This window comes from Brachybacterium halotolerans subsp. kimchii (genome assembly GCF_020792675.1).
In the GTDB taxonomy this organism is placed as follows: domain Bacteria; phylum Actinomycetota; class Actinomycetes; order Actinomycetales; family Dermabacteraceae; genus Brachybacterium; species Brachybacterium halotolerans.
In genome coordinates this window covers 231,022-243,946 of record NZ_CP086254.1, presented here as the reverse complement: position 1 = coordinate 243,946, position 12,925 = coordinate 231,022, and the positions used below count along the sequence as shown (strand labels likewise).

The window sequence follows — 12,925 nt, the reverse complement described above, 5'->3', positions numbered from 1 at the left end:
CTCATGACGGTCGTCCTCTCAGCAGCTCGATGGGCACGGGCCCGGGGGCGGCGGCTCCGTCCCCGCACGATGAGGCGGCGCGGGTCTGGCCCGCGAGATCGGCGGCCGCGCCGTCGATCCCGTAGCCGCCGAGGTCGCCGTCCAGGCCGACGGTCTCCTCCTCGGGGCCCTCCTCCGCGAGCCGCAGCACGGCCTGGCGGTCGTCGGCGTCCAGCGGGGGCAGGGTCGCGCACAGGGCGCGCAACGCTCCGTGCCACGGGGAGCCGATGTCCTCGAGGTGCAGGCGCAGCAGCTCCACGCCGGGGCGGTTCGCGCGCAGGATCTTCGCTCCCCGCTCGGCGTCGTGCGCGGCGGCGAACTCGAGGACGAGCGGCAGATGGTCGGGCAGCTCCTCGGCCGTGACCTCGACGCCTGCGGCACGGAAGTCCTGCTTGATGCGCACCAGGGCCATGCCGCGCCGCCGGGTGTCGCCCTGGCTGAAGTAGGTCAGGTGCAGGCAGCCGCGGCGCCGCGTGTCGAAGGTGTCGACGTACCGGCTCTCGATGCCCATCGGGTCCTCGTCCGCGAGCGCGTCGAGGGTCTCGAGCAGCGGCGAGCGCAGCGCGTCCGGCAGTGTCCCGGCGAGCGCCCGCACCTCGGGCAGGCGGGCTCGCAGCGATGCGTCCGGGTAGCTCAGCAGCCAGGACACGGCGATCCAGCAGCCGCGCAGGGCTTCCGTCGGCAGACCGGCGGCGTGCAGCAGGTCCCGGGACGCGAGGGACCGGCGACCGTCGGGAGCTCCGGATGCCGCGCGCGAGCGAGCCGACGTGCCGGCATGCGGCGGCTCGGAGGGGGCCGACGGGTCGGTCCCCGGTGCGGCAGGGGCCGACGGAGCTGACGGGCCCGACGGAGCCGACGGGGCTCCCGGCCCGGCCGCTCGCTCCTCCGCCCTGTCCCCGCCGATCAGACCGGTCCGCTCCAGCAGCCGTGCGAGCGCGCCCATCAGGCACCTCCCGTCGCGGAGCGCGGGAACATGCCCTCGGGCCGTCCCCTGCCGTTCCAGTTCAGCAGGTTGACGCTCACGCCCTCCGGCGGCGGGACCGGGCCGCCCGCCCCGTCGGCCCCCATCCGTCGCTTCGCCCCGTAGCCGGGGCCGGCGAGTCCCAGGTCGTCCTCGGGAAGGGACATGCCCATGCCGGGGCCGCCGGGCGAGTTCAGCGGGCAGTCGGTGCTGATGCCCTCGAGGTCGTGGGCGCTCTCGTGGTGGCCCACGGGGATCACGTACCGGTCGGAGTACTTCGCGATCGCGAGCAGGCGGTACATGTCCTGCATCTCCTGGCCGGTCATGGCGACGGCGTTGGCGATGCCCTCGCGGGGCTCGCCGCCCAGGTTGATGTCCCGCATGTACGCGCGCATCGCGGCCATCCGGTAGAGCACCCGCTCGACGGTCGGCACGTCGCCCGCGGTGAAGAGGTTCGCGAGGTACTCCACGGGGATGCGCAGGGCGTCGATCGCGGCGAAGAGATTGTCGGCGTCCTCCGCGTCGTAGCCGGTGTCCTTGACGACGTCGATCACCGGGGACAGCGGCGGGATGTACCAGACCATCGGCATCGTGCGGTACTCGGGATGCAGCGGGAGCGCGATCTCGTAGTCCTTGATGAGCCGGTACGTCGGCGACGTCTGGGCGGCCAGCAGCCAGTCGTGCGGGATGCCCGCGCGCCGGGCCCCCTCGATCACCTCCGGGTCGGAGGGGTCGAGGATCAGGTCGCGCTGGGCGGCGTACAGATCCTTCTCATCCGGGGTGGAGGCGGCCGCGGTGACGCGGTCGGCGTCGTAGAGGACCAGGCCGATGTAGCGCAGGCGGCCCACGCAGGTCTCGGCGCACACCGTCGGCTCGCCCTGCTCGATGCGCGGGTAGCAGAAGGTGCACTTCTCGGCCTTGCCGGTGCGGTGGTTGAAGTAGATCTTCTTGTACGGGCAGCCGGTGATGCACATGCGCCAGCCGCGGCAGCCGTCCTGGTCCACCAGGACGATGCCGTCCTCCTCGCGCTTGTAGATCGCGCCCGAGGGGCAGGAGGCGACGCAGCTGGGGTTCAGGCAGTGCTCGCAGATGCGCGGCAGGTAGAACATGAAGGTCTGCTCGAAGTCGAACTGCACCTTGTCCTCGATGCCCTTGAGCATCGGGTCCTTGTCCTTGTGCAGGTAGGTGCCGCCGAGGTCGTCGTCCCAGTTGCCCGACCACCGGATGTCCGTGCGCTCACCGGTGATGAGCGACTTCGGGGGTGCGGTGGGGATGGTCTTCTGCTGCGCGGGGGCGTTGAGCAGGTTGGAGTACTCGTAGGTCCAGGGCTCGTAGTAGTCCTCGATGCCGGGCAGGCGCGGGTTGGAGAACAGCTGCAGGAGCTTCTTCACCCTGCCGCCGGCCTTCAGGCGGATCCGTCCGCTGCGCCCGAGCTCCCAGCCGCCCTTCCAGGTCTCCTGGTCCTCATAGGTGCGGGGGTATCCCTGGCCGGGCCGGGTCTCGACGTTGTTGAACCAGATGTACTCGGTCCCGGAGCGGTTGGTCCACGCCTGCTTGCAGGTGACCGAGCAGGTGTGGCAGCCGATGCACTTGTCGAGGTTCATCACCATCGACATCTGGGCCATGACGCGCATTGTTCGTCCTCCTCCTCTCGCCTCGGGTGCTCAGTACTCCACGGGGGCTGTGCGCTTGCGGATCACGGTGACCTCGTCGCGCTGGTTGCCCGTGGGGCCGTAGTAGTTGAAGCCGTAGGAGAGCTGGCCGTACCCGCCGATGAGGTGGGAGGGCTTGAGCATGATCCTGGTCAGCGAGTTCGTGATGCCGCCGCGGGTGCCGTCGCGCTCAGTGAGCGGGACGTTCACGGTGCGCTCCTGCCCGTGGTGCATGAACGCGGTGCCGCGGGGGATGCGATGGCTGACGACGGCCCGGCAGGCGAGCACGCCGTTGCGGTTGACGGCCTCGACCCAGTCGTTGTCGGTGATGCCGGCGGCCTCGGCGTCCTCCACGCTCATCCAGATGTTCTGGCCGCCCCGGGAGAGGTTCATCATGAAGAAGTTCTCCTGGTACATCGAGTGGATCGCCCACTTGTTGTGCGGGGTCAGGTAGCGCACGGAGATCGAGGCGCCGTCGCTGCTGCCCAGCGGCTGCTCGCCGAACAGGGCGGTCATGTCCAGCGGCGGGCGGAAGACGGGCATCGCCTCTCCCATCTCGAGCATCCAGTCGTGGTCGATGTAGAAGTGCTGGCGCCCGGTGAGGGTGTGCCAGGGCTTCCTGCGCTCGACGTTGATGGTGAAGGGGCTGTAGCGGCGCCCTCCGGTCTCCGAGCCCGACCATTCCGGGGAGGTGATCACGGGGACGGGCGCGGCCTTGGTGTCGGCGAAGTGGATGCGCTTGCCCTCGTTCTCGGCGGCGAGGTCGTGCAGGCGGGTGCCGGTGCGCTTCTCGAGGGTCTTGAAGCCCTCGGTGGCCATCTGCCCGTTTGTGGTGCCGGACAGGCCCAGGATGAACTCGCAGGCCTGCAGATCGGTCTCCATCCTCGGGCGCCCGGCGGCGGGGCCCTCGCGGTGCACGCCGTTGAGCCGTCCGAGCTCCTCGACGTACTCGCGCACGTCGTAGGTGACGCCCTTGGTGGTCATCCCGAGGGAGTCCAGGAGAGGGCCGACGGAGGTGAACTTCGCGTGGATCTGCGTATAGTCCCGCTCCACCTCCTTCAGGGTCGGCAGGGTCAGCCCGGGGACCGCCTCGCACTCGCCGCGCTTCCAGTCGCGCACCCGGCCGTGCGGGGTCGCGAGCTCGCCGGGCGTGTCGTGCTGCAGCGGGAAGGCGACCACGTCGGTGCGCGTGCCCAGGTGAGTGCGCGCCATCTCGGAGAACTTCTCGGCGATCGCCGACCAGGTCTCCCAGTCGGTGCGGGACTCCCAGGGGCTGGAGATAGCGGGGTTGAAGGAGTGGATGAACGGGTGCATGTCCGTGGTCGAGAGGTCGTGCTTCTCGTACCAGGTGGCCGCGGGCAGCAGCACGTCGGAGTGCAGGGTGTGGCTGGTCATCCGGAAGTCGAGGGTGAGGACCAGGTCCACCTTCCCCGTCGGCGCCTCCTCGCGCCACTGCACGTCGCGGGGGCGGAAGGCGGGCGGCGTCTCCTCGCCGGTGACGTCGCTCGTGGTGCCCAGCAGGTGGCGGAAGAAGTACTGGTCGCCCTTGGCGGAGGAGCCCAGGGTGTTGGCCCGCCAGATGGACCAGATGCGCGGGAAGTTCTCCGGGGCGTCGGGGTCCTCGGCGGCGAAGCGCACGCTGCCGTCCTTCAGGCGGTCCACGAGCCACGGGATCGTCTCCTCGCCCGCCTCGGCCGCGCGGTCGGCGACGTCCAGGGAGGACATGTCGAACTGCGGGAAGAAGGGCTGCCAGCCCAGGCGCTGGGAGAGCGCCACGGCGTCGGCCGTGGTGGTGCCCGCGAAGCGCCCGGCGCCGGTGGTGGCGGCGAGGGTGTCGGCGCCGAAGCGGTCGTAGCGCCACTGGTCGGTGTGCATGTACCAGTAGGTCGTCTGGGTCATCTGCCGCGGCGGGCGGGACCAGTCCAGGGCGTTGGCCAGGTGCAGCCAGCCGGTGATGGGCCGCACCTTCTCCTGGCCCACGTAGTGGGCCCAGCCGCCGCCGTTCACGCCCTGCGTGCCGCACAGGTTGGTGAGGGTCAGGAACGCCCGGTAGATGGTGTCCGAGTGGAACCAGTGGTTGGTGCCGGCGCCCATGATGATCATCGAGCGACCCTTGGAGTCGATCGCGTTCTGCGCGAACTCGCGGGCGATGCGGGCCGCGGCCTGGCCGGGCACGCCCGTGATCTCCTCCTGCCAGGCCGGGGTGTAGAGGGCGTCGGCGTCGTCGAGGCCGCGCGCCCACCGGCCGGGCAGCCCCTCGCGACCCACGCCGTACTGCGCGAGCAGCAGGTCGAAGACCGTGGTGACCGTGCGATCGCCGATGCGGCGCACGGGGACGCCGCGCGGCATGTCCCCGCGCCCGCCCTGGCCCGCGGTGTCGAAGCGCGGCACGAGCACCTCGACCACCTCCTCGCGGTGGTCCATGAGGCTCAGCGCCGGGTCGATGTCGCCGAGCTCGAGGTTCCAGCGGCCCTCGCCGTCGGCCGCGTAGCGGTGGCCGAGCGTGCCCTGCGGGACGACGGGCCGCTGCGTCGCGGCGTCGAACATGAGGGGCTTGAAGTCCGCGTGCTCGGTACCGGCCTCCTCGACGAGCTCCGGGCCGAGGTCGCTCGCGACCACGAACTTCCCCGGCACGAGCGCGCCGTCCTCGCGCTCGTCGAGCTCGACGAGGAAGGGCAGGTCCGTGAACTGGCGCGTGTAGGACTCGAAGTAGGGCACCTGCTGCTCGACGAAGAACTCGCGCAGGATGGTGTGGCCCATCGCCATGGCGAGCGCGGCATCGGTCCCGGGGTGCGGGGCCAGCCACTCGTCGGCGAACTTGACGCTCTCGGCGTAGTCCGGCGCGATGGAGATGACCTTCTGCCCGCGGTAGCGGGCCTCGGTCATCCAGTGGGCGTCGGGCGTACGGGTCAGGGGCACGTTCGAGCCCCACATGATGAGGTACGCGGCGTCCCACCAGTCGCCGGACTCGGGGACGTCGGTCTGGTCGCCCCACACCTGCGGGGAGGCGGGCGGCAGGTCCGCGTACCAGTCGTAGAAGGAGAGCATGGCGCCGCCGATGAGCTGGTGGAAGCGGGCGCCGGAGGAGAAGGACACCTGGCTCATGGCGGGGATCGGCGAGAACCCGGCGGTGCGGTCGGGCCCGTACTCCTTCACGGTGTGCACGTAGGCGGCGGCGACCATCTCGATCGCCTCGTCCCAGGAGGCGCGCACCAGTCCCCCGCGGCCCCGCGCGGACTTGTACCTCGCGGCCTTCTCGGGGTCCGAGACGATCGCCTTCCAGGCCTCGACCGGGTCGTGGCCGGGCGCCTTCGCCTTCTCCTCGCGGTACATGCTCAGCAGGGCGCCGCGCACGTACGGGAAGCGCACGCGCGTGGGCGAGTAAGTGTACCAGGAGAACGAGGCGCCGCGGGGGCAGCCGCGCGGCTCGTACTCGGGCTTGTCCGGGCCGGCCGAGGGGTAGTCGGTCTCCTGGGACTCCCAGGTGATGACGCCGTCCTTGACGTAGACCTTCCACGAGCACGAGCCCGTGCAGTTCACGCCGTGGGTCGAGCGCACCACCTTGTCGTGGCTCCAGCGCTCGCGGTAGAAGGAGTCGCCGCTGCGCCCGCCCACCCGATGGATCTCGCGGTTGTCCTCGGAGATCGTGGTGCGGCGCTCGAACATGCGGCGCGCGCCGATCAGGGAGTCGAACAGGGGCGAGTCCACGCCCGGGGAGGCCGGGGCGTCGTCGGGACCACGGCGGTCGGAGGTCTCGTGGATGGTCATGCGGAGCAGCTCCTCGTGGGGTGGGTGGAAGGTGCAGGGGTGCGGCCGACGGGTCGGGGCTCGGGTGCGGATCTCATGCCGACGCCGCGCTCCGGCGCCTGCCGCGGGAGACGGCGATGGTCACGAGCACGGCTCCGAGCGTGGCCAGGAGCAGCAGCGCGACGCCGGGCGCGTAGGTGCCGGTGCTCGCGTGCACGGCGGCCATGACGAGCGGCGGGACGAATCCGCCGAGGCCGCCCGCCGCGCCGACGAACCCGGTGACCGAGCCGACCTGCGAGGCGTCGGTGGTCTGGGCGACCAGCGCGAAGACCGCACCTGAGCCCAGTCCGAGCCCGGCCGCCATGACGATGAAGGCGAGGGTGCCCAGTGGCATGAGGGCGGGCTGGGCGATGAGCACGAGGGCGGCGAGCGCGACGGCGATGTAGGAGCCGAGCAGGGCCCGGGCGGCCCCGATCCGGTCGGAGAGGACGCCTCCGAGCGGCCGCAGGAGCACGGCGACGACCACGAAGCCCGCCGTGCGGAACGAGGCGTCGGACGTCTCCAGGTCGTACCAGTTCTTGAGCATCGTCGGCAGGAACACCGAGAACGCGACGAAGCCGCCGAAGGACAGCGCGTAGAGGTAGCAGCTCTGCCAGGTGACCTTCAGGCGCATGACCGCGAGGGTGCGGCCGATCACGCTGCTGCGCGCGCTGGTCCAGTGAGGGGACGTGGGCAGCAGGAAGAAGGCGATGACCGCATAGATGACGAGGCAGATCGCGGTGAGGACGAACGGTGTGCTCGGGCCGAGGCTCTGGGTGAGGGGAAGGGTCGTGAACGCGCTGATGGCGGTTCCGCCCATGCCCACGCCGTAGATTCCCGTGGCCATTCCTCTCTTGGCGGGAGGGAACCAGGAATTCACATAGGGGACGCCGATCGCGAACGTGGTCCCGCCGATGCCGAGGAAGAATCCTCCGACCAGGAGGCCCGTGAGCGAGTTCTGCCCTCCCAGGCCCAGGAACAGCACGGGGATGACGGTCACGAGGCTCGCGAGAGGGAACAGGACCCTCCCGCCGAAGCGGTCCGTGAGGGCGCCGATGGGGATCCGGCCGAGCGATCCGACGAGGACGGGGATCGCGACGACGAGGGAGGCGTCCTCGGCGATGCCGCGCTCGACGACGACGGGACCGAGGGGGCTGAGCAGGGCCCAGGCCCAGAAGTTCAGGCCGAAGCCGAGGGTCGCGAGCAGAAGTGCGCGTGCGGCTCCGCGCGGTATGGCATCGGCGGCCGTGCTCGAGGACGGGGCGGATCGTGGGGTCGGGGCGGTCGGCATCAGGGCGCTCCACTCTCGCTCTGGCTGCTGGGAATCGGGATCCCGGGGCGGGTCGCAGTGTTTCCGCCCCGTTGAGATTCAGAGTACACGAGGTGATGACCTGAGAAAGGGACGATGGCCCCGTCCTGCGGTTCCTCGAATGCGTCGGATTCTGGCTCTCCGGAATCGCGGCGATGCGGAATCCCGCGCGACGAGGGTGAATGGAATTGCGCAACAGCACTGTCGCGTAAAGAAGGGCCCTTTGTCCCGATCCGTCGACGCCTTTCGTCCGAAGATACCCCTCTGCGAGCGCCCGCGGAAGGGATCCTCCGAGACTCGGGGTGCGCCCGCGGAAGAGTTCTGCCGCGACGCTCGGGGATCAGCGGGCCCGATCTCAGGGGCCCGGCGTCAGCGGGCCCGGCGTCAGCGGGCCTGCTCGCCCTCCGTCAGCAGATCGGGGGCGACGCGATCGAGCTCCTGGATGCCGCCGCGCAGGTAGCGGACGTCGTCGCCCCCGTGGGCGGCGAGGAGCCGCGCCGCGCGCACGGAGCGCGGGTCGCGCTCGCAGTGGACCACGAGCGGTCCCCGCTCCCCCGGCGCGGGCGCGGCGCCGGCCAGGAGGTCGGTCCCCGCCGCGTCCTCGGCGCGGGCCTCGAGCTCGGCGAGCGGCAGCAGGTGGGCGCCCGGGATGCGCAGCCGCGCGGCCTCCTTGGGATCGCGCACGTCCAGGATCCACGGCGCGCGGCCATCGGCCTCCGCTCTTGCGTCGGCCCCTGCTCGTGCGTCGGCCTCTGATCGTGCGTCGGCCCCTGCTCCTGCCTCGGCGCTCGCCCCTCGGGCCGCCCGCAGCAGCGCGGCGAGCTCGTCGGCCCCGATCGAGGGCGGGGCGTCGGGCCCGGCGCAGAACAGCTCGTAGTCGACCAGACTGGTGACCGGCTGCGCCTGCGGGTCGCGGGCGAAGGGGATCTCGCGGGTGCGGGCGGCGAGCGCGTCGTAGACGAGGACGCGGCCTATGAGCGGGCGGCCGATCCCGCAGATGAGCTTGAGCGCCTCGGTCGCCATGAGCGAACCGACCGTGCCGCACAGACCGGGGAGGACACCGCCCGTGGTGCAGCTGACGACGTCCTCGGGGGCGGGCGGCGCGGGGAAGAGGTCGCGGTAGCCGGGCCCCTGCTCGTGCCAGGCGACGGAGACCTGCCCGTGGTGCTGCAGGATCGCGCCCCAGACGAGCGGGATGCCGGCGAGCTGCGCGGCATCGTTCACGAGGTAGCGCGTGGGGTAGTTGTCGCTGCCGTCCAGCACCAGGTCGTAGCCGGAGAGGACGTCGAGCGCGTTGGCCGCGGTCAGGCGCAGCCGGTGCTCGTGGACCCGCACCGCGGGGTCGAGGGCGCGGGCGGCGTCGGCCAGCGAGGACGTCTTGGCGCGGCCGACGTCGGCCGTGCGATGGGCGACCTGCCGGTGCAGGTTCACGAGGTCCACGACGTCGTCGTCGACGATGCCGATCGTGCCGACGCCCGCCCCCACGAGGTAGGGGACGCTCGCGGTCCCCAGTCCCCCGGCGCCGATCACGAGCACGCGCGCGGCGGCGAGGCGTCGCTGGGCGGTCTCGTCGAAGCCGGGCAGGGCGAGCTGGCGGCGGGCCCTCTCGGACTGCTCCGGGCTCAGCGGCGCACCGGGGGCGACGAGCGGCACCGGGGTCGCTGCGGCCGGGCCCTGGGCCCCGTCGGCCGGGCCCTGGGCCCCGTCGGCCGGGCCCCTCTCCCCGGACGCAGCGCGGGAGGTCGCGGGGGCGGCGTCGGAGGTGTCCATGGCTGCCATCGTAGGCGCGGGAGGGCGCGCGACGGCGGGACGGAGGGCCCTGGTCCGGGGCTCATAGACTGGGGGCATGTCCGCGATCACCGTCCGCTTCTTCGCCGCCGCGGCCGACGCCGCCGGCACCGAGCAGGAGACCTGGGAGCCGGGTCCCGATGCCGACCTGGGAACCCTGCGCTCCCAGCTCATCGAGCGCTACGGCGACCCGATGCGCCGCGTGCTGGCCACGGGATCGTTCCTCGTGGACGGCGTGGTGCGCCGGGACGACGGTGCGATCGCGGGCGACCGCGTGGACGTGCTGCCGCCCTTCGCCGGCGGCTGACAGGTCGCCGCCGGGGGCTGATGGGGCGGCGCTCCGCCGGTGCCGCTCAGGCGCCGGTCGCCGGCGCGGCGTCCTCGAGGTCCAGGTCCACCATGAGGTCGTTCGCGATGGGCTCGAGCACGCGGCGCACCACGTCGGCGTCGGCACCGCCGATTCCCGTCGCCGGCAGCCGCACGAGCGCCTCGGCCTCGAAGAGCACTCCTCCGCCCTCGGGCGCGTCGAGCGTCCAGGAGCGGAAGGACTCGATGCTCACGCCCTGCTCGGCGAGCGCGCGGCTGACCTGGTGGACCATACCCGAGCGGTCCTGCCCCAGCAGGTGCACGCGCAGCGCCGATGCCGCGACGCTCCCGGCCGCGCCGGCCGCGGCACCGCCGCCCGCCGCGCCCGCTGCGTCGGCCGCCTCGTGCTCGGGGGCGCGGGTGACCTCGATGCTCCAGCCCACCTCGGACAGGAGATCGGCGACGGCCGCCTCGAGGGAGGTCGCGCGGGACTCGTCGATCTCCACGAGGACGATGCCGGCGAAGGTGCCGGCGAGGCGGGCGAACTGGCTGTCCAGCCAGTTGCCTCCCTGTGTCTCGACCACGCGGGCCAGGGCGGAGACCAGTCCTTCGCGATCCTCACCGATCGCGGTCAGCACGAGTTGCGTCATGGGAGCGAGCCTAGACGACGCCGCTCGTGGCTCACTCGTCGCCCAGGAAGGGCCGCACCTCGAGCCACTCGTGGATCGGGTCGCCGCCCTTGCCGGGCTCCGCGGAGAGCTCCGCCGCGAGCTCGAGCGCCCGCTCGCGGCTCGCGACGTCGAGCACCATCCCGCCGGCGATGAGGTCCTTGGACTCGCCGAGGGCGTCGGTGAGCGGCGGCTGCCCCTCGCCGCCGTAGCGCACCAGAGGCCTTCGTCGGCGAGGGCGAAGCTGGTGACGAACTCGCCGGTGGCGCGCAGACGGTCGGCGAAGTCGTCCATGTACGCGACGTGCGCCTCGACCTCCTGCGGGGTCCAGGTGTCCATGGGATGGTCGTTCACGCCCTTCGGGGCGCCGCGGTAGTGCTTGAGCAGCAGGTACTTGGTCATGGCGGGTCTCCTCGTGCGATGGGATCGATGCGTGCCTGCGCGGGTCGGCTCGTGCCTTCCGCGGGCCGGCTGGAGCCTCACCCGGGCCGACGGGCCTCGATGAGGTGGCGGCTCGAGTGGGCGATGAAGGGGCCCTCCGAGCGGATCTGCTCGTGCAGGTCGCGCAGGCGGTCGCGATGCGCCTCGACGGTGAAGCCGGGGACCCACCAGATCACCTTGCGCAGCAGGTAGACCACGGCGGCGACGTCGAAGATCTCGATGCGCAGCCTGGCGGTGCGCAGGTCGACGATCTCGAGTCCGGCAGCGCGGGCCTGCCGCGCCTCCCGCTCGGGATCTCGGCCCAGCCTCTGCTCGGGCAGCGGGCCGAGGAAGAACTCGATGAGCTCGAAGGCGCTCGCGGGGCCGACGTGCTGGGCGAGGTAGGTGCCGCCCGGCCGCAGCACGCGGGCGATCTCCTCCCAGTGGATCGTCGCCGGGTGGCGGCTGGTCACGAGGTCGAAGGCCGAGTCGGCGAAGGGCAGGGGCGGCTCATCGGGGTCGGCGACCACGGCGACCCCGCGCGGATGCAGCAGCTCGGTGGCGCGCGCGAGGTTCGGCGGCCAGGACTCGGTGGCGACGGCGAGGGCGGGGAAGCGCGGCGCCTCGGCGAGGACCTCTCCCCCGCCGGTCAGGATGTCGAGCGAGGCCGTCGCCCCCGCGAGACGCTCGCCGAGCAGACGCGCGTACCCCCACGGCGGGCGCTCCTCGGTGGCGCGGCCGTCGAGCCAGGAGAAGTCCCAGCCGCTGACGTCCGCCTCCGCGCCGATGCGCAGCAGCTCCTCGAAGGATGCGGTCATGGCGCAACGTTAGGCCCGATGGGATGCACGCGCCATGGGTGTGCGTCCCGTGACCGCCCGTCCCCGCCCGTGCCTGCCCGTCTCTGCCCGTCTCTGCCCGTCTGAGCTTAGTTTGCTAGCATCCGATCGAGCGGGCCCGTGGAGGAGCCCCGCTGAGGAGACACCGAGGAGAGCACCGTGCCCGATCGCATCCGCGCCCTGACCCTGCTGGTCGCCGATCCCTCCGCGGCGGCGGCCGCGCTCCACGCGATCCTCGACTGGGAGATCGAGTCCGACGTCGGGGCGTTCGCTTCCCTCACGCCGCCTTCCGGCATCCCGCTCTGGCTGAACGTCCCAGGGGACGGCGAGGCGGCCTCGTCCGGGATCGTCCTGCACCTCGCGGCCGATGACGTGGACGCCGCTCACGCCTCCGCGGTGCGCCGGGGAGCGCGCAGCGTGCGCCCTCCGCAGGACATGGACTTCGGGGAGCGCTCGGCATGGATCTCCGTCCCGGCGCTGCCCGGCGTCATCCTCGACCTCTCCCGCCCCATCGAACCGGTCGAGATCCGTCTCGCCGCACCGGATGACGTCCCGGCGATCCGCGACTTCGGGGCCGAGGTGCTCCCCGCGCACTACGGGCCGATCATCGGCGCGGACGCGGCGCAGGGCCAGGTCGACACCTGGTGGACGCGCGCGGCCATCGCGCAGTCCGTCGAGGAGGGACGCCATGTCCTCGCCGTGCGCGCCGGCGAGATCGTGGGCGTCGCCGAGCGGGGCCGCTTCGGCGAGGACCACGTGCTCTATAAGCTCTACCTCTCCTCCGAGGCGCGCGGCTGCGGCCTGGGGCCGCGGCTGATCGAGGCCACCATCGCCCAGCTCCCGGCAGGAGCGCCCCGGCTGCTCACGGAGCACTTCGCGGGCAACACCCGGGCTGCGGCGTTCTACGCACGCGAGGGGTTCGCCGAGGACCGCGTGGAGCAGCACCCGTCGGGCGATCCCGCTCGGGGCACCGTCTGGCGCGTGCGTGAGCTGACGCCGTTGCCGACGTCGGCGCCGACGCGAGCGAGCTGATCACCGCCGCCTGCGCGCACCGCACCTGCGACCTCCGACGCCCCGCCCTCCGCCTTTGGTCGCGACCTCGCCGACCATCCGCCAGAGGTGTCCACGAAACGTTGACACCCCGTCGGGCGGGGCGGAGT

General features: G+C 72.2%; 10 protein-coding genes. 2 read left to right on the top strand and 8 right to left on the bottom strand.

All coding sequences use genetic code 11. The features are described from left to right. Position 1 precedes the first annotated feature (1 nt). From narJ to Bra3105_RS01055, 5 genes are all read right to left on the bottom strand, one after another. Positions 2 to 982, bottom strand: coding sequence for a nitrate reductase molybdenum cofactor assembly chaperone (gene narJ / locus Bra3105_RS01075; RefSeq protein ID WP_228358259.1), 981 nt, complete (start codon positions 980 to 982; stop codon positions 2 to 4). Beyond that, the gene (narH, locus tag Bra3105_RS01070) at positions 982 to 2,634 is read right to left on the bottom strand and encodes a nitrate reductase subunit beta (RefSeq protein WP_228358258.1); all 1,653 of its coding nucleotides are present in this window, start codon (positions 2,632 to 2,634) and stop codon (positions 982 to 984) included. The genes narJ and narH overlap by 1 nt, the downstream gene beginning before the upstream one ends. Before the next feature lie 30 nt (positions 2,635 to 2,664). Continuing rightward, positions 2,665 to 6,420: a nitrate reductase subunit alpha gene (locus Bra3105_RS01065; RefSeq protein ID WP_228358257.1), complete on the bottom strand. Its 3,756-nt coding sequence runs from the start codon at positions 6,418 to 6,420 to the stop codon at positions 2,665 to 2,667. Positions 6,421 to 6,493: 73 nt separating this feature from the next. Next, the gene (locus tag Bra3105_RS01060; RefSeq protein ID WP_228358256.1) at positions 6,494 to 7,729 is read right to left on the bottom strand and encodes an MFS transporter; all 1,236 of its coding nucleotides are present in this window, start codon (positions 7,727 to 7,729) and stop codon (positions 6,494 to 6,496) included. Positions 7,730 to 8,131: 402 nt separating this feature from the next. Then, the gene (locus tag Bra3105_RS01055; RefSeq protein WP_228358255.1) at positions 8,132 to 9,517 is read right to left on the bottom strand and encodes a ThiF family adenylyltransferase; all 1,386 of its coding nucleotides are present in this window, start codon (positions 9,515 to 9,517) and stop codon (positions 8,132 to 8,134) included. Positions 9,518 to 9,593: 76 nt separating this feature from the next. Here Bra3105_RS01055 and Bra3105_RS01050 point away from each other — a divergent pair, with 76 nt between their 5' ends. Further along, positions 9,594 to 9,842, top strand: a complete 249-nt coding sequence (locus tag Bra3105_RS01050) for a MoaD/ThiS family protein (RefSeq protein ID WP_228358254.1) — start codon at positions 9,594 to 9,596, stop codon at positions 9,840 to 9,842. 46 nt (positions 9,843 to 9,888) lie between these two features. On the opposite strand, the gene Bra3105_RS01045 is transcribed toward Bra3105_RS01050, so the two are convergent. The 3 genes from Bra3105_RS01045 to Bra3105_RS01035 all read right to left on the bottom strand — a co-directional run bounded on the left by Bra3105_RS01045 (position 9,889) and on the right by Bra3105_RS01035 (position 11,747). After that, positions 9,889 to 10,491, bottom strand: a complete 603-nt coding sequence (locus Bra3105_RS01045; protein ID WP_228358253.1) for a glycine cleavage system transcriptional repressor — start codon at positions 10,489 to 10,491, stop codon at positions 9,889 to 9,891. 31 nt (positions 10,492 to 10,522) lie between these two features. Next, complete coding sequence (locus Bra3105_RS18630; RefSeq protein WP_407650888.1) at positions 10,523 to 10,726, bottom strand: YciI family protein; 204 nt, start codon at positions 10,724 to 10,726, stop codon at positions 10,523 to 10,525. A 262-nt stretch (positions 10,727 to 10,988) separates the two neighbouring features. Next, positions 10,989 to 11,747: a class I SAM-dependent methyltransferase gene (locus Bra3105_RS01035; RefSeq protein ID WP_228358252.1), complete on the bottom strand. Its 759-nt coding sequence runs from the start codon at positions 11,745 to 11,747 to the stop codon at positions 10,989 to 10,991. A gap of 177 nt (positions 11,748 to 11,924) precedes the next feature. On the opposite strand from Bra3105_RS01035, the gene Bra3105_RS01030 reads away from it, so the two are divergent. Then, positions 11,925 to 12,797, top strand: a complete 873-nt coding sequence (locus Bra3105_RS01030; protein ID WP_228358251.1) for a GNAT family N-acetyltransferase — start codon at positions 11,925 to 11,927, stop codon at positions 12,795 to 12,797. The last annotated feature ends 128 nt before the right edge of the window (positions 12,798 to 12,925 follow it).